At 65.7% G+C, this 14,951-nt stretch carries 14 protein-coding genes and 1 pseudogene; 7 read left to right on the top strand and 8 right to left on the bottom strand.

Annotated features, from left to right (window positions below; all coding sequences use genetic code 11):
- Positions 1-93 precede the first annotated feature (93 nt).
- Complete coding sequence (locus ACHL_RS17160; protein WP_015938575.1) at positions 94-912, top strand: IclR family transcriptional regulator; 819 nt, start codon at positions 94-96, stop codon at positions 910-912.
- Between the two features lie 164 nt (positions 913-1,076).
- Here the strand turns inward: ACHL_RS17160 and ACHL_RS17155 are convergent, their stop codons facing one another.
- Both ACHL_RS17155 and ACHL_RS17150 read right to left on the bottom strand, forming a co-directional pair.
- The gene (locus ACHL_RS17155) at positions 1,077-2,564 is read right to left on the bottom strand and encodes a C4-dicarboxylate transporter DctA (RefSeq protein WP_015938574.1); all 1,488 of its coding nucleotides are present in this window, start codon (positions 2,562-2,564) and stop codon (positions 1,077-1,079) included.
- Between the two features lie 122 nt (positions 2,565-2,686).
- Positions 2,687-3,298 carry a nucleoside/nucleotide kinase family protein gene (locus ACHL_RS17150; RefSeq protein WP_015938573.1) on the bottom strand — a complete coding sequence of 204 codons (612 nt, stop codon included), beginning with the start codon at positions 3,296-3,298 and terminating at the stop codon, positions 2,687-2,689.
- A 159-nt stretch (positions 3,299-3,457) separates the two neighbouring features.
- On the opposite strand from ACHL_RS17150, the gene ACHL_RS17145 reads away from it, so the two are divergent.
- Positions 3,458-3,763, top strand: coding sequence for a hypothetical protein (locus ACHL_RS17145; protein ID WP_015938572.1), 306 nt, complete (start codon positions 3,458-3,460; stop codon positions 3,761-3,763).
- 1 nt (position 3,764) lies between these two features.
- Positions 3,765-4,694 carry a threonine/serine dehydratase gene (locus ACHL_RS17140; RefSeq protein WP_015938571.1) on the top strand — a complete coding sequence of 310 codons (930 nt, stop codon included), beginning with the start codon at positions 3,765-3,767 and terminating at the stop codon, positions 4,692-4,694.
- Positions 4,695-4,732: 38 nt separating this feature from the next.
- Here the strand turns inward: ACHL_RS17140 and ACHL_RS17135 are convergent, their stop codons facing one another.
- Entirely contained in the window at positions 4,733-5,071 is a 339-nt protein-coding gene (locus tag ACHL_RS17135) for a hypothetical protein (RefSeq protein ID WP_015938570.1), read from the bottom strand.
- Between the two features lie 153 nt (positions 5,072-5,224).
- Between ACHL_RS17135 and ACHL_RS17130 the strand changes: the two genes are divergently transcribed.
- Entirely contained in the window at positions 5,225-6,205 is a 981-nt protein-coding gene (locus tag ACHL_RS17130) for an SMP-30/gluconolactonase/LRE family protein (protein ID WP_015938569.1), read from the top strand.
- 84 nt (positions 6,206-6,289) lie between these two features.
- Here the strand turns inward: ACHL_RS17130 and ACHL_RS17125 are convergent, their stop codons facing one another.
- The 3 genes and pseudogenes from ACHL_RS17125 to ACHL_RS24050 form a co-directional block, all read right to left on the bottom strand.
- Complete coding sequence (locus ACHL_RS17125) at positions 6,290-6,931, bottom strand: NADPH-dependent F420 reductase (RefSeq protein WP_043794822.1); 642 nt, start codon at positions 6,929-6,931, stop codon at positions 6,290-6,292.
- 70 nt (positions 6,932-7,001) lie between these two features.
- Positions 7,002-7,421 (bottom strand): annotated as a pseudogene (locus tag ACHL_RS17120) (YitT family protein); the annotation flags it as partial.
- Positions 7,331-7,579 (bottom strand): helix-turn-helix domain-containing protein, encoded by a 249-nt coding sequence (locus ACHL_RS24050; protein ID WP_085931263.1) that lies wholly within the window; start codon positions 7,577-7,579, stop codon positions 7,331-7,333. The pseudogene ACHL_RS17120 and the gene ACHL_RS24050, both read right to left, overlap by 91 nt.
- A 127-nt stretch (positions 7,580-7,706) precedes the next feature.
- Between ACHL_RS24050 and ACHL_RS17115 the strand changes: the two genes are divergently transcribed.
- The 3 genes from ACHL_RS17115 to ACHL_RS17105 all read left to right on the top strand — a co-directional run bounded on the left by ACHL_RS17115 (position 7,707) and on the right by ACHL_RS17105 (position 12,890).
- Positions 7,707-9,137, top strand: a complete 1,431-nt coding sequence (locus ACHL_RS17115; RefSeq protein WP_015938566.1) for a M20 family metallopeptidase — start codon at positions 7,707-7,709, stop codon at positions 9,135-9,137.
- 14 nt (positions 9,138-9,151) lie between these two features.
- The gene (locus ACHL_RS17110; protein ID WP_015938565.1) at positions 9,152-10,468 is read left to right on the top strand and encodes an MFS transporter; all 1,317 of its coding nucleotides are present in this window, start codon (positions 9,152-9,154) and stop codon (positions 10,466-10,468) included.
- A 403-nt stretch (positions 10,469-10,871) separates the two neighbouring features.
- Positions 10,872-12,890, top strand: coding sequence for a rhamnogalacturonan lyase (locus ACHL_RS17105; RefSeq protein ID WP_015938564.1), 2,019 nt, complete (start codon positions 10,872-10,874; stop codon positions 12,888-12,890).
- Between the two features lie 141 nt (positions 12,891-13,031).
- Here ACHL_RS17105 and ACHL_RS17100 read toward each other — a convergent pair whose 3' ends face one another.
- The gene (locus ACHL_RS17100) at positions 13,032-14,045 is read right to left on the bottom strand and encodes an SRPBCC family protein (protein WP_015938563.1); all 1,014 of its coding nucleotides are present in this window, start codon (positions 14,043-14,045) and stop codon (positions 13,032-13,034) included.
- Positions 14,046-14,213: 168 nt separating this feature from the next.
- Positions 14,214-14,942 carry a polysaccharide deacetylase family protein gene (locus tag ACHL_RS17095; protein WP_015938562.1) on the bottom strand — a complete coding sequence of 243 codons (729 nt, stop codon included), beginning with the start codon at positions 14,940-14,942 and terminating at the stop codon, positions 14,214-14,216.
- Positions 14,943-14,951: the final 9 nt, after the last annotated feature.

Below are 14,951 nucleotides of genomic sequence, written 5' to 3'. Positions count from 1 at the left end.
ACTTTTCACTGAGTGAAAATGCACTTTGTGTCGCAGGCCACAAGGTCGAGCCTTGAGTAAGGGAGGGGTCAATCTGGGGCGAAGGGACAGGGTGTGGCAGGAGCAAGTAAGGCAGCAGGGGCTGCGCCGGGGATCCCCGGGCAGCCCGTGGTGGTCCGCGCGCTTAGCCTGCTGGCCCAGTTCACCGAACAGCGGAGGGCCCTGAACCTGTCCGAACTGTCCCGCCTCGCGGACCTGGCGCCCGCCACCGCACTGCGCATGGTGCGCCACCTGACGGAGTGGGGAGCGCTGGAAAAGCTGGAGGACGGGCGCTACGTGGTGGGAGTGCGGCTGTGGGAGATTGCCTCGCTGTCGCCCCGCGGCCACGGCGTGCGGCAGATCGCGCTGCCGTACCTCGAGGACCTGTACGAAGTGACCCGCCACCACGTGCTCCTCGCCGTTCGCGAAGGCCCCGAGGCTGTCCTGATCGACAGGCTGTCCTCACGCACCGCCACCGAAGTCGCGTACCGGGTAGGTGGCCGGATGCCCTTGTCCACCACCGCCGTCGGGCAGGTCCTCCTTGCCCACGCTGCCGCGGACGTGCAGGCAGAGTTGCTGGCGCGGCCGGACGCGCAGGACGTCGGCCCGGGGTGGGTCCCCGCCAAGGACCTGCGTGCACTCCTGGCCGAGGTCAAACAGGCGGGCGCCGCCGTGGTGAGGCGTGCCCATCCGTCGCAGACGGTGTCCGTGGCGGCACCCATCCGGGGCGCCGGTGGGGATGTTGTGGCGGCGTTGTCCATCGTGGTGCCCGATGCCGCCACGCAGGCGCATGAACTGGTACCGCTGGTCCGTGCCTCGGCCCTTGCCATTTCCCGGAGCCTGGGCCACCAGGGCAAAGCCAGCGGCGCCTGGCGGCACCCGGCAGCGCGATGAGCCGACGGGACGGTACACGCACCGGAGCGCGCAGAAAACGGTGGCACATAAACCGGACGGGATAAACCGGCGGCGCACGAAGCAGGCGGGCAGGACCTGTTGGTCCTGCCCGCCTGCTGTTGGTTCTGGTGTGCCCGCTGAGGGCGCTACCGAGGTGGCTACGCCTATTCCGGGCTGCTGCCTGTGCCCGCCTGCGTTGACTTGCTCATCTGGAACCGGGGAATATCGCCGGGATTCGGGCCGCCGCGGAACTTGGGTGACGGCTCCTGGCCCTCGCTGATCCGCTGCAGTTCCTGGTCCTGGAAGTCTTCTTCCTTGCCGAGCATCACGGCGGAGTCGTGGTTGGTGATCTCGCCCTTGAAGGCCCGGACCATGACGCTGCGGTCAAACTGGCCTTCCCACTTGGAGACCACAAAGGTGGCTACGCAGTTGCCCAGCAGGTTGACCACCACCCGCATGGAGTCCATCAGCCGGTCCGCACCGAGCAGGAGGGCCACGCCGGCCACCGGGAAGATCCCCAGCGCGGCGGCCGTGGCGGAGAGTGCCAGGAAGGATGACCCCGGGACGCCGGCCATGCCCTTGGAGGTGAGCAGCAGGACGCCCAGGGCGGCGAGCTGCTGGCCGAGGTCCAGGTTGTGGCCGAAGGCCTGCGCCAGGAAGAGCAGCGAAATGGACAGGTAGATGGCCGCGCCGTCCAGGTTGAAGGAGTACCCGGTGGGTACCACCAGGCCGGTGGTGGCTCGGGAGCAGCCGGCGTTGGTCAGCTTGGTCATGATCCGGGGCATGACGGCTTCGGTTGAGGCGGTGCCCAGCGCCAGGAGGAATTCCTCGCGGGTGTATTTAAGGAACTGCCACAGCGGGACGCGGGCGGTGAGCCAGGCGACGGCGAACAGCAGTCCGATGAAGACGACGGCGGCTCCGTAGCAGGCGGCTATCAGCACGGCGTAGGTGCTGAGCGTGCTGAGGCCGTACTGGCCGATGATGAAGGCCATGGCACCGAAGGCACCGATGGGGGCCACTTTCATGATCCAGGACATGATCTTGAAGATCAGTTCCAGGACGGTTTCCATCAGGCTGATGACCGGCATGCACCGTTCCCGGCCGATGACCACAATGGCTGCGCCGAAGAAGACCGAGAAGAACAGGACCTGCAGGAGGCTGTTGCTGGCGAACGCGCCGATCACGCTGGCGGGGATGACGTCCAGGATGAAGGATGCCGCGTCCTTGGGTGCGGCAGAGCCGGTTTTGGCGTCGAGGTCCGCTTGCGACAGGGTGGCGGGGTCAATGTTCAGGCCCGCGCCGGGCTGGACCACGTTTCCCACCACCAGGCCGAAGAGCAGTGCGAACAGGGTGGCCGCCGTGAAATAGACCAGGGCCTTGACCCCAACCCTTCCAACCGCTTTGACGTCGCCTACGGCCGAAATACCGGTGACGATCACCAGGAAGATCAGCGGCGCGATGATCATCTTAATGAGTTTGATGAAGCCATCTCCGAGCGGCCTCAGCTGTGATCCGAGGTCCGGCCAGAAATGCCCTATGAGGACACCTGCCACGACGGCGATCAGAATCTGGAAGAAGAGCGACTTGTACAGCGGCTTCCTCTTCGCGGGCACCGAACTCGCCTTCAGTGCCTCAGGGTTGGGGATCTTCATTGACCTTTGCCTCTTCGATTCGGGAACAGCCCGGGGACGCCCGGGGCTTAAGGCAAAAGTAACCCCGGTCACATCTATTCCGCAAGGGGAAAATCCATTTCCACAATGCGAAATGCTTAAATTCAGTTTGTGACTGCTGCGCCCTCCGCAGATTCGCCCGGGCCGCCGGGAAGTGTGTCAACAGCCTGCAGCATGCGTTGTACCAGTTCAGCGGCGGGAAGGGACGCATCCACCCGGATAAAGCCGCCGAATTCCGGCAGTCCCGCGTAGGCATCCCGGAAGGCGGACAGGTCCGCAAGGGTTTCGGAATCGGTTCCGCGCGCCGTGATCCGGCGGTGCGCCTCGGCCGGTTCGAGGTCCAGGTGTACGACGGCGGCGGGCTGGGGAAGTGCCGCGAGCAGCCAGGGCAGGAAGCGCCCGCGCGGCAGCCCCTTCATGCTGCGCAGGGCAAGTTGGCAGTGGAGGTGGCGGTCGATGACCACCATGCCATCGAAGCGGCGGGCACGGAGATGGGACACCAGCACGTTGGCGACGCGCAGGACTGTTTCGGCGGCATCCGCGGCCCTGGCCGGCAGCTGCACGCCCCACCGGGCAGCTAAGACGGACATGGTGCGCCGGCCAGCGTGGTTGCTCAGGAGCATTGCCTTGCCGCCGCGTGCCCGGACAGCCTGCACCAGGGCGCGGGCCGCCGTCGACTTGCCCGAGCCGTCGATGCCGGTGAGGACGATGATCATATGGCTTCCTTCCGCCACTTCCTACAACGCAGGCAGGCCGGCCATCGTCCCGGCTGAGGCCGAACTCACAGAAAGCGCCACAGAAAGTAGGCTGGAACCCGCGGCGTGCTTCCCCGGAACCGCCCGCAGGACCAGCCAGCAACAACGGAAGGCAGGATCATGACCACACCGAACGACGAGCGGCGAAACACCGCGGACCTCCGTGGCCCCGGCGACCCGGACGAAGTCCGGGACAACGCGGAACAGGTCACCGAAGCCCCGCAAAGCGGCCAGCACCCGGAACAGCCACACGCCGCCAACATCCGGGAAGAGCAGCAGGCCCACGCTGCCGGGACCGTGCCGGCGTCGTACGTGGGAAGCTCCGGGACTGACGGCAGCGAGGCTGCAGACGCTTCCTCCGGCGGGCAGGAGCGCACGCCGGAGGAAGCGGTGAAGGATCCCGGGACCTGGGACGACGACGTCTAGGATGATCAGCCGTACCGATGTGGATGAGGCCGCCCAGCGGATTGCCGGCCTTACCCGGCTGACACCCGTTCTGGAGGCAGACAGCGGCCAGTACCCTGGGCCGGTTTCGTTCAAGTGCGAATTCCTGCAGCACACCGGAAGTTTCAAGGCACGCGGGGCGCTGAACCGGATTTTGGCGAGCCAGGAACGCGGGGAGCTGACCCCGGCGGGCATCGTGGTGGCTTCGGGAGGCAATGCCGGGCTGGCCAACGCCTACGCAGCTGCCCGGCTTGGCGTACCTGCAACGGTCTTCGTCCCCGCCGCGGCACCCGCCGTCAAGGTCGCGAAGCTCAGGGACGTCGGTGCCGCCGTCGTGCAGGGCGGTGCGGAATACGCGGTGGCTTACGAGGCAGCGGTGGCGCATGCTGCCGGGACCGGCGCGGTGTACTGCCACGCGTATGACCAGCCGGAGATCGCGGCCGGCGCGGGGACGGTGGGCCTGGAGTTGCTGGACCAGGTTCCTGGTGTGGACACGGTGCTGGTGGCCGTGGGCGGTGGGGGACTGATGGCCGGAATTGCCGCGGCCGTGGAAGGCCACGCGAAGGTGGTAGCGGTGGAGCCCGAGGGCGCACCCACCCTTCACGCTGCGCTGCATGCTGGGAGCCCGGTGGATGTGGCCGTGTCAGGTGTCGCGGCGGACTCGCTGGGTGCCCGCAGCGTTGGCGCGATCGGCTTCGCGGTGGCGGTCCGCGCCGGCGTCGAAAGCGTCCTGGTGACGGATGCGGACATCATCGCCGCGCGGAGCGCGCTCTGGAACGGCTACCGCATCGTGGTGGAGCACGGTGCCGCAGCTGCCTACGCGGCCCTGTTGTCCGGCGCTTACGTTCCGGGACCGGGCGAACGCGTGGCCGTGGTCCTTTGCGGTGCCAACACGGACCCGGCCACACTGTAGGCGGCCGGATCCGCCGCGCCTAAAAACCGCTGCGCTGGTTAGCTGCAGAGGCGGCTGTACGTGCCGCTGGCCTGCTCGTAGCCGGACTGGAGTTCGGCCAGCTTGGCCTCGTCCGGGGTTTCCTTCGCCTGCTCATCCGTGTATTCCAGGATGGACTGCAGCGCGGGCTTGAGGTCATCCGAGGCAACTGCGTGGATGGGGCGGATCTGGTTGGCCAGGCGGTTCATGCCCGTCTTGCCGGCACCGTTGGCGGGGTTCGACACCACGGACTGAATACGCTCGCAGGTTTCGGTGGTGGAAAGCTGTTGGGAAGCGGAGCAGGCCGTGGCGGAGGCAAGGAGGCCTGCGGCGAACAGGACTGTGGCGAGTTTCTTCATGGATCCCTCAGTAGTCGATTGAGGGTTCGATTGTAAGCAGAATGGGGGCTTCGATGCCTTGGCGGGCATGACGCAGGCGCTTAAAATTACTGGACCATCGTGCGGAGCTGCCGCAGATTGGCCCCGCGCATCACCGCCAACTAAGGATCCAGCATGCGCCGAACAGCACATCGCCGCACCGCCGCAGGACTCATCGCCCTCCTAGCGTTGCTTGCCCCATCCGCCGTCCCCGCTTCGGCCTCGCCGCCTTCCCGCGACGTCATAGTGCTCGACGGCGCCAATTCCGCCGAGGGCATCGCCGAAGGCCGCGGTACTACTTTCTACGCCGGCGAACTGATGACCGGTGACATTTTCAAAGGTGACATCCGAGACGGGAAGGCGGAACGTTTCATCGATGTCTCCACCTTGGATTCAAACCCCCGGATGGCTGTGGGACTCAAGTATGACGAGCGCACCAACCTGCTTTTCGTAGCAGGCGGCGGTACCGGCAAGGCCTTCGCCTATAACGCGAAGACCGGAAGGGACGCCGGCGCTGTTGACCTGGCGCCAGGCTTCATCAACGACGTCACCGTCACCGAAGACGGTGCGTGGTTCACCAACTCCAAGCGCCCGGAGCTGTACTTCGTCCCCGTCAGCCGCTCGGGCAAGCTGGGAAAGATGGAGACGAGGACCCTCAGTGATCCCTCTGTCGCCCTGTCAGACCCCGCAAACCAATTTGGCCTCAACGGCATAGCGTCGGCCAGGAACGGGAAGGTCCTGATCGTCGCGCATACGTTCAACGAGGCCGTTTACACCGTGGATCCCGACACCGGCGATACCGCCAAGATCGACACTCCGGCGCTGCCCTACGTTGACGGCATCCTGGTGAAGGGCCGCACCCTGTGGGCCGTGCAGAACCAGCAGGACAAGATCGCCCGCATTAAGCTCTCCGGAGATCTCTCATCCGGCAAGCTCAAGGAAGAGATCACCAGCAAGGACTTTGACGTCCCCACCACGGTGGCCAGGTTCGGCGATACCCTCGCGGCGGTGAACGCCAAGTTCAACAAGATGCCGCCGCCCACGCAGTACGAAGTGGTGCTGGTCCCGGCCCGCAGCAGCGATTACGACGGCGGCCACGGCCAGGACGAGGACTGACAAAACCTGGCTGGCAGCAAACCGTCGCCAAAACCGGGTTTCGCGGCGGCCGCTGCCAGCCAGCTCGGGCTGGTCTACGCCAGGTCAGACGGTACGGGGTGCCTTCGCCAGGTTGTCCTTCAGCTCGGCGGCGTTCTGCCGCTTAACGTAGGCCGGCCGGTCGCGCTCAACACGCCAGCTTTCCTCCAGCAGGCCCACATTGACGGTATCGAAGCCGAATTCGTCGTACAGGTTGGCCACCAGCTCGGCGGCCTCCGGGTAGTCGCTGGCGGTGGCCAGGGCGCGGCGGTTGTCCGTGCCTGCCGGGGTGCCGTCCGTGGTGATGTCCTTGGCCATGATGTGGTTGAAGCCCTTGGCCACCTTCGACTGGGGCAGGTGTTCCTGCAGCAGGCCCGAGGTGGTGGCTTCGCCGTTGTCCAGGGCCGGGACGCGGCCGTCGCGCTCCCAGTAATAGTTGTTGGTGTCGATGACGATCTTGCCCGCCAGCGGCTCCGCCGGGACGTCCTTGTAGTTCTTCAGCGGCACCGTGACCACGGCGAAGTCGCCGGCCGCAGCCGCCTCAGCTGCGGTTGCCGCCCGCGCCTTCGGGCCAAGCTCCGCCACGAGGTCCGCAAGAGTCTCAGGTCCGCGTGAGTTGCTGATGACTACGTCGTAGCCCAGCTCCACTGCCTTCCGGGCAACCTGGCTTCCAATATGTCCTGCACCGATGATTCCGATTGTTGTCATACGGGCGGCAACAGCGGCTTCCATGAAGTTATTTCAGGCAACTTTCGGGAATAAACCGGCCGGTTAGCAGCTACTTTCCCAGGTACCGCCCGGGCCGGTGGTTCAGCGCCAGGATGAGATTCAGCAAGGTGGCGCCGGCTGCGGAGAGAAGCACCATCAGCGGGGACACCACGGCAAGGGCCGCCAGCACGATGGCCACGTCCAGCACCATCTGCACATACCCGGCACGCCATTTCAGCTTGTCCTGCAGCAGCAGCGCCAGGATGTTGAAGCCGCCCAGGCTGGACTGGTGCCGGAACAGGATCAGGAGTCCCACGCCGGCCAGCAGGTTTCCGGCCGCAACGCCGTAGGCGGGGTCCAGCTCCAGGGACCCGAAAGCCCACGGGTGCAGGCTGGCCATCACCGAGACCAGCGCAATGGCCGCCCCGGTGCGCAGGGCGAAGTTCCAGCCCTTCTTCCAGATGGCGAGGCCGAAGAACGGCAGGTTGACCGGGCATGCCGGTGGAACAGCGGCATGCCGAGCGAAGTTTCGAGCTTGTTGATCTGGCGGCTGATGGCGGATGCGGACACGTGAAGCTTGCCGGCGGCCTCGGTGAGCGTGCCCTCCTGCGCCACGGCGTCGAAGTACAACAGTGCCGGCGTGAGCATGTTCATGCCGGCATCCGGGTTCGGAGGTTTGCATCAAAGTCAACGCTCATCGACAAAACGATACTGGTTGTTTGCGCCCGGGACACCTAACTTTGGACTCACGCCATATGGATAAAGGGAGTACGGGATGCAGGAACGCGCAGAACTATTGGCCACAGCAGCGGAGTTCGTTGACTCCGGCCTCTTCAGGGAGGATCTGGCCCGGCTGGTCTCCTACCCCACGGAGAGTTTCAGCCCGCAGGGGCGCGTTGCGTTGAAGTCATACCTGGATGACGTTATTGGGCCCGCTTTCCTGGCGATGGGCTGCACGGTAGACCGGTTTGACTCCTGGCGGGGCGGCGCCAACTCCTTCCTGGTGGCCACCCGGCACGAGGATCCTGAGCTGCCCACCGTTCTTTGCTACGGGCACGCTGACGTCACCGACGGCCAGGCCGGAGAGTGGAGCGCCGGCCGAAACCCTTGGACGCTCAGCGACGAAGGCGACCGCTGGTACGGCCGCGGCGCCGCCGACAACAAGGGCCAGCACTGGATCAATATCGTTTCGCTCCGGCTGCTGCTTGAGCAGCAGGGCCGCCTCGGCTTCAACCTGGTGTTCCTCTTGGAAGGGGCGGAGGAGATCGGGTCCCCGGACCTCGCCGAGTTTGCCGCCGAACACCAGGACCTGCTCCGGGCCGACGTCTTTATCGGCTCCGACGGCCCCCGCCTCGCCGCCGGGAGCCCCACGGTCTTCCTGGGCGCACGTGGCGGCGTCAGCTTCGAACTTATAGCCGATCTGCGCGCCGGCTCGTACCACTCTGGAAACTGGGGCGGGCTCCTGCGGAACCCGGGCACAACGGTGGCGGCCGCCGTCGCGTCCCTGGTGGACGGGCACGGCACCATCCAGGTGCCCGAACTGCTCCCTGCCGAAATCCCGGACTCCGTCGCTGCTGCGCTGGACGTGCTGGACCTGGTGCCGAACCCCGGCGACCCCCAGGCGGACCCTGCCTGGGGAGACCAGACTCTCAGCCCGGCCGAGCGCCTCTACGCCTGGAACACCCTCGAGGTGCTGGCACTGGGCGCGGGCAACCCGGACAAGCCCGTCAATGCCATTCCCGGGACCGCCCGGGCCGCGTTGCAGTTGCGCTTTGTACCCGGCACGGACGTGGACAACCTTGAAGCGGCCGTCCGTAAACACCTGGACTCCGCGGGCTTCGGCATGGTGGAGCTAAAAATGGGCACCTCGTTCGCCGCCAGCCGCATCGATCCGGACAATCCCTGGGTGGCCTGGGCCGCGGACTCGCTGGCGGCAAGCACCGGCCGTAAGGCTACCGTCCTGCCCAACATCGGCGGCTCCCTGCCCAGCTACGTCTTCGCCGATGTCCTTGGCCTTCCCACCCTCTGGATCCCGCACTCCCACCCGGGGTGCCAGCAGCATGCTCCGGACGAACACCTCCTGGTGGAGGTGGCCCGGGAAGGCCTCCAGATAGCCAGCGGCCTGTTCTTCGACCTCGCCAATTCACACAGCCCCGCGCCTGCCAGCGCGGACCAGCCCTCCCTGACCGTCAGCTCCGTATCCTGAACCCTGGAGTTCCCATGACCATTCCCCAGCAAAAGAACCAGAGCACGGCCCGCGCCGCCGTCGCCGAGCCGGGCGCAGCGCCCGATTCCAAGGCGGCCACCCGGGGAATCGTTGCCGCCACCATCGGCAACGCCCTCGAATGGTTCGATATTGCCATCTACGCCCTGCTGGCCATCTACATCGGCCGGAACTTCTTCCCCAGCAGTGATCCCGGCGTCGAACTCATCCAGGCATTTGCCGTATTCGGCGTCTCCTACCTCATCCGTCCCCTGGGCGGACTGGTGCTGGGCTCGTTCGCGGACCGCCATGGGCTGAAGAAAGGCCTGACAGTCACCATCCGGCTGATGGTCCTGGGCACCGCGTTGCTGGCGTTCATGCCGAACTACGGCACCATCGGAATCCTGGCCCCCATCGGCATTGTCCTGGCGCGGCTGATCCAGGGCTTCTCCGCCGGCGGGGAATTCGGCGCCGCCACCGCCTACCTCATCGCCCAGAACGGCAAACGCAAAGGCTTCCTGGGCAGCTTCCAGTTCGCCAGCCAAGGGCTGGGGAGCCTGATCGCAGCGATCTTTGTCGCCGTCCTGACCACCGTCCTGACTGATGCGCAGATGACCGAATGGGGCTGGCGGATTCCCTTCCTCTTCGGACTGCTGGTGGGCCCGGCCGGGTTCCTGATCCGCCGGGAGATGAAGGAAGTGCCGGTGCAGCGGGGCGCTGCGGAGGAGAAGCATTCCCCCATCCGGGACGTGTTCGCGACTCAGAAGACAGGCATGCTGCTCGCCGGCGGCGCACTGGCAGTATCCACGGCGCTGAACTTCATCCTGCAGTACATGCCCACCTTCGCCATCAAGGAACTGGGGCTCGAGCCAGGCATCTCGTTCACGTCGCTGATCATTACCGGTGTCATCCTGACCTTCGGAACACCATTGGTGGGGCACCTCTCGGACAAATACGGCAGGCTAAACATCATGGTGCCCACCGTGGTGGTCCTGCTGATCGCCGTTGTACCCCTCTTCATGTGGGTCATCAATGCGAAGTCCTTCCTGGTGCTGGCACTGGTGATGACCATCCTTGGCCTGCTCAAGGCCTCGTATTTCGGTGCGCTGCCCTCCGTTATGTCGGATTCCTTCGACGTCAGGACCCGAGCAACGGGATTGTCCTTCAGCTACAACACGGCCGTGGTGGCCTTCGGCGGATTCACGCCGATGATTGCCGCCTTCCTGGTGCAGCAGACCGGACAGGCCGTGGCACCGGGCTACTACCTGGGCGTGGTGGCCATCATCAGCCTCGTTGCCCTTGCCACCGGTGTGAAGCTTCGCGGCATCCGGTAAGCCATCCGACGCCCGCTCACCACGGCGCAGCTTCCCTCTACGCTCACGTGTTTGTTGGCAGTTTTGGGAGACGCCCGCTCACCTCTCTCCACTCGGAGCAGAGGTGAGCGGGCGCTTCTGTGTGGGCAGCCACAAGTGAGCGCGCGTCTGGGAAATTCCGCCGAAAAGTGAGCGCGCGTCGCAGGGGAGAAGGATCGTAACGGAACAATTTCTCCCAATCATTAACGGTCAAACCCTTGACCAGCTTTGTCATCCATTGATAAACCAGAAGGGCAGAAAGCGTTTACCATCCAACGCGAACTCCCGGCCCACCTTCACGAAGCGGTGCGCTCCCGCATGGTTGAAACGTTCCAAACTGTTGAGCGGCAGACTCAGCTGCCGCCGCATCAAAGGAGATGTTCTTTTGGTTTACCACTCGCAGCATTCCCCCACATCCCGGGCCGGCAGGGCCCGGAAAGCAGCACCCCTCGCAGCAGCTGCGGCGTCCCTCACCGCCGCAGCACTGGCCTTTACCGGAGTTCCGCTGGCCCAGGCAGATCAGGCCACGACATCGGGACAGCCCGCGGCACAAGGCCAGGCCGCAAAGTCGGCACTCAAGCGCCAGGTGGAAAACCTGGACCGCGCACCCGTGGCAGTGCTGACGGACCAGGGCGTCACCCTGGGTTGGCGCATGCTCGGCCTGGACAAGGACAGCGTGGGCTTCCAGGTGCTGCGTGACGGCAGGCAGATCACCAAGGAGCCCATCCGTGACACCACCACCTTCGTGGACCCCGACGGCACGGCCCAGTCCAAGTACGTCATCAAGACCGTGGGCAACGGCAACGGGCAGGACAAGCTCAGCGCCGGGTTCACTCCGCTGGCGCAAAACTACCTGGCCATCAAGCTGGACAAGCCGGCGGACGGTGTGAGCAAGGATGGCAAGCCCTATACCTACAGCGCCAACGACTCGACGGTGGCAGACCTGGACGGGGATGGCGCCTACGAGATCATCCAGCTGTGGAACCCGTCCAACGCCCAGGACAACTCCAAGTCCGGCTTCACGGGCAATGTCTACGTCGATGCTTACAAGATGGACGGCACCAAGCTCTGGCGCATTGACCTGGGCAAGAACATTCGCGCCGGCGCGCACTACACCCAGATGCTGGCCTATGACTTCGACGGCGACGGCAAGGCCGAGGTGTCGTTCAAGACAGCAGACGGCACCACGGACGCCGCCGGAACCGTCATCGGCGACGCCGCGGCGGACTACCGCAACAGCGCCGGCTACGTCCTGTCCGGCCCGGAGTACCTTACGGTGTTCAACGGGGCAACGGGCACCATCATGGACACGGTTGCCTACGACCCGCCGCGCGGCAGCGTCGCTGCCTGGGGAGACAACTACGGCAACCGCGTGGACCGGTTCCTGGCCGGCGTTGCCTACCTCGACGGCGAAAAGCCGTCCCTGATGTTCAGCCGCGGCTACTACACCCGCACCGTCCTGGTCACCTATGACCTGGTGGACGGCAAGCTGGTGAAGCGCTGGACCTTCGACTCGGACATTGCCGGTGCCGAGTACAAGGGCCAGGGGAACCACAACCTGTCCGTGGCGGACGTGGACCAGGACGGTAAGGACGAGTTCGTTTTTGGTTCCATGACCATCGACGACGACGGCAAGCCCCTGTACAACACCAAGCTGGGCCACGGCGACGCCATCCACACCGGGGACCTGGACCCGTCCCGGCCCGGCCTGGAAACCTTCGCGGTGCACGAGAGCATGAGCCAGAGCGGCAACCGCGGCGCCACCTTCCGCGATGCCGCCACCGGCGAAGTGCTGTGGAGCATCCCGGCTATCAAGGACACCGGCCGGGGCGCTACGGGCGACATCGATCCCCGGTTCTCCGGTTCCGAAAGCTGGGCTGTGGGCGGGGACGCTGCCTGGAATTCGTCCGTCGGCTACCTGATGTCCGCCAAGGGCGAGCGGATCTCGGACAAGATTCCGGCCGCGAACTTCATGGCCTGGTGGGATGGCGACCTGCTGCGTGAAATCGTGGATCATGAGTTCGACGCCGAAGCGGGCATGGGCGTACCCACCATCTCCAAGTGGAATTGGGAGACCGAAACCAGCGACCGGTTGCTGACCGCCACCGGCGCCCGCACCAACAACCACACCAAGGGCAACCCGTCGCTCCAGGCTGATCTGCTGGGCGACTGGCGCGAGGAACTGGTCTTCCCGTCCACTGACAGCACCGAGCTGCGGATCTACACCAGCACCTCGCCCACCGAGGTCCGGCTCCGCACGCTGATGCACGATCCGATGTACCGGACCGGAGTGGCACGCGAGACCGTGGGGTACAACCAGCCGCCGCACCCGAGCTTCTTTATTGGCGAGGGAATGGAGACGCCGGCGGCGCCGTCAGTCTTCTACGCCGGCAAGGCGAAGTAGCAAACACCGCTGGACAGTGAAGCCAGGACAGCAGAGCACCGCCCGCCTCGGGAAGAGGCGGGCGGTGCTTTGCTTCGAAATACAAAACGTACGACGACGGCACTCGCCTTGGGCGGGCCGGCTGCCGGGCGCGTCGGGCCGTCAGTGCTGGCCGAGGTTGCCGCTTACCGGTGGCAGGCCCCCGTCCGGGCGGCGCTCATCTTCGCGGCGTTCGCCGGCGCTGAATTCTTCGCCTTCGCGGGTTTCGTCGGATTCGCCCGTGGTATCCACCAGTCCGTTTGTCTGGTCGAACGGGTGGCCGATCCGGTCGTCGCCGAGGTCGGCGACTGATCCGTCGGCGACTGATCCGTCGGTGACCGACCCGGTGGAGCCGGCTGCCGCCGTCGTGCTCGTGACGCCGGCTCCGCTCCCCGTGACGCCGGCTCCGCTCCCCGTGACTCCGGCGCCGCTGCCGGTGGTGTCGGCGGTCGTGTCGGTGGGAATCGGCGTGACGGTGACGGGCTCGCCGGGAGTCACGGGGGTGACCGTCTCGTCGGCGCCCACCGTGGTCTCTTTGGTGCCGCTGGCAGCCATGGCCGCTGCAGCGCCGGCCACAGCGGCTACGCCGACGCCGGCCGCCACCTTGCCCGAGACGCCTGCCTTGCCGGAGTCACCGCGGGAGGCGCCGGCGTGCTCAACGCCGGGAGTACCCTGTGATGCGCCGGGGTTCACGCTTCCGCGCCAGGCTCCGCTCGCGTAGCGCTCGTCCTCGATGAATTCCTTGAACTTCTGCAGGTCGGACTCGGCCTGGCGGTCCACGACGTGCAGTTTGTCGCCGATCTTCTCCACCACGCCTTCGGGCTCGTACTCGAGCGTCAGCCGGAGGGAGGTCTGGCCGCCGCCCACGTCCTCGAATTCGACCGCTCCAGCGTTGGTTGCGCCCTCCGTGGCGGCCCAGGAAACCTTGCGGTCCGGCACCTGCTCCAGGATCCTGGCCTCCCACTGCCGGCGGATGCCGCCGATCTCAGCCACCCACTCCAGCCGGTCGTCACTGAGTTGGGTGACGCTCTTGACCCCGCCCATGAAGTGCGGGAACTCCTCGAACTGGGTCCACTGGTTGTACGCCGTGCTCACCGGAACGTTCACCAGAATGCGCTTTTCCACCTTCGTGCTCATAACGTCTCCTTTGCCCTGTTACCGGAAGCCGATGGATCGGTACAAATCATCAGCATGCTTACCAAGTTACCTTCCGGAGGAGCGGGTTTCCACCCCCTGATTTTGGGCGGCGGAGTGCCAGTGGAAGCACACGACCACGACGGGGACAGGGTCATGCGGCGGCTTCGGTCAGGGTGCCACCACCACCCCGTACGAGCCCTCGTTCAGCGGGTTTGCTGTCGCGGAAGGTGCCACCACGCCAAAGTCGTAACCCCGTGCCCGCAGGGCGTCGATGGTCCGGGCGAGGTAGGTCCACTGCGACGCAGGGCAGGACAGGACGTCGTTGCCGTCGTGAAGCAGGATGATCGCACCGGGTGCCGCTTCATCCAGGACGTACTTCTGCACGCCGGCCGCGCCGGGGCATTCGTAGTCGCCGGGCTGACCGATATGCCAGCGCCACTGGATGCCGCCGCTCATGCCGATGCTCCTGATGTAGTTCAGCGAGTAGGACGTGCTGTTGCCGAACGGGAAGCGCATCAGCTTGGGCGTTGCGCCGGTGATGGCAGTGATGGCGGAGTTGGTGCGGTCAACCTCCTGCCGCTGCCTGGTCTGGTTCAATTCCGGGAAGTTGGCGTGATCCCACGAGTGGTTGCCGATCACGTGCCCCTCGGCCTTGATCCTGCGGACGAGGTCAGGGTACTGCTGTGCGTGGTTGCCCTGGAGGAAGAAGGTGGCCTTGACCCCCTTCTGCTTGAGGACGTCGAGGACGAAGGCCGTGCGCTGGGCCGACGGGCCGTCGTCGAAGGTAAGGCCGATCAGCGGCTTGTCCGCCGCGTTGGCCGCCACGGGGCTGCCCACCAGCAGGGCCGCAGCCAAGCTCGCGGCAGCCAGGACCACGGCGGCAAATTTGCTTTTCATGGTGCTCGT

This window comes from Pseudarthrobacter chlorophenolicus A6 (assembly GCF_000022025.1).
In the GTDB taxonomy this organism is placed as follows: domain Bacteria; phylum Actinomycetota; class Actinomycetes; order Actinomycetales; family Micrococcaceae; genus Arthrobacter; species Arthrobacter chlorophenolicus.
The sequence above is the reverse complement of the archived record's forward strand: the minus strand, read 5'-3'. Positions and strand labels throughout refer to the sequence as shown.

What these genes read in the sequence shown, in the direction of transcription:
- ACHL_RS17135 (WP_015938570.1), bottom strand. Translation starts at nt 5,071, where the DNA reads ATGAAGAAACTCGCCACAGTCCTGTTCGCCGCAGGCCTCCTTGCCTCC.
- ACHL_RS17100 (WP_015938563.1), bottom strand. Translation starts at nt 14,045, where the DNA reads ATGAGCACGAAGGTGGAAAAGCGCATTCTGGTGAACGTTCCGGTGAGC.
- ACHL_RS24050 (WP_085931263.1), bottom strand. Translation starts at nt 7,579, where the DNA reads ATGCTCACGCCGGCACTGTTGTACTTCGACGCCGTGGCGCAGGAGGGC.
- ACHL_RS17125 (WP_043794822.1), bottom strand. Translation starts at nt 6,931, where the DNA reads ATGACAACAATCGGAATCATCGGTGCAGGACATATTGGAAGCCAGGTT.
- ACHL_RS17150 (WP_015938573.1), bottom strand. Translation starts at nt 3,298, where the DNA reads ATGATCATCGTCCTCACCGGCATCGACGGCTCGGGCAAGTCGACGGCG.
- ACHL_RS17130 (WP_015938569.1), top strand. Translation starts at nt 5,225, where the DNA reads ATGCGCCGAACAGCACATCGCCGCACCGCCGCAGGACTCATCGCCCTC.
- ACHL_RS17140 (WP_015938571.1), top strand. Translation starts at nt 3,765, where the DNA reads ATGATCAGCCGTACCGATGTGGATGAGGCCGCCCAGCGGATTGCCGGC.
- ACHL_RS17115 (WP_015938566.1), top strand. Translation starts at nt 7,707, where the DNA reads ATGCAGGAACGCGCAGAACTATTGGCCACAGCAGCGGAGTTCGTTGAC.
- ACHL_RS17155 (WP_015938574.1), bottom strand. Translation starts at nt 2,564, where the DNA reads ATGAAGATCCCCAACCCTGAGGCACTGAAGGCGAGTTCGGTGCCCGCG.
- ACHL_RS17110 (WP_015938565.1), top strand. Translation starts at nt 9,152, where the DNA reads ATGACCATTCCCCAGCAAAAGAACCAGAGCACGGCCCGCGCCGCCGTC.
- ACHL_RS17145 (WP_015938572.1), top strand. Translation starts at nt 3,458, where the DNA reads ATGACCACACCGAACGACGAGCGGCGAAACACCGCGGACCTCCGTGGC.
- ACHL_RS17095 (WP_015938562.1), bottom strand. Translation starts at nt 14,942, where the DNA reads ATGAAAAGCAAATTTGCCGCCGTGGTCCTGGCTGCCGCGAGCTTGGCT.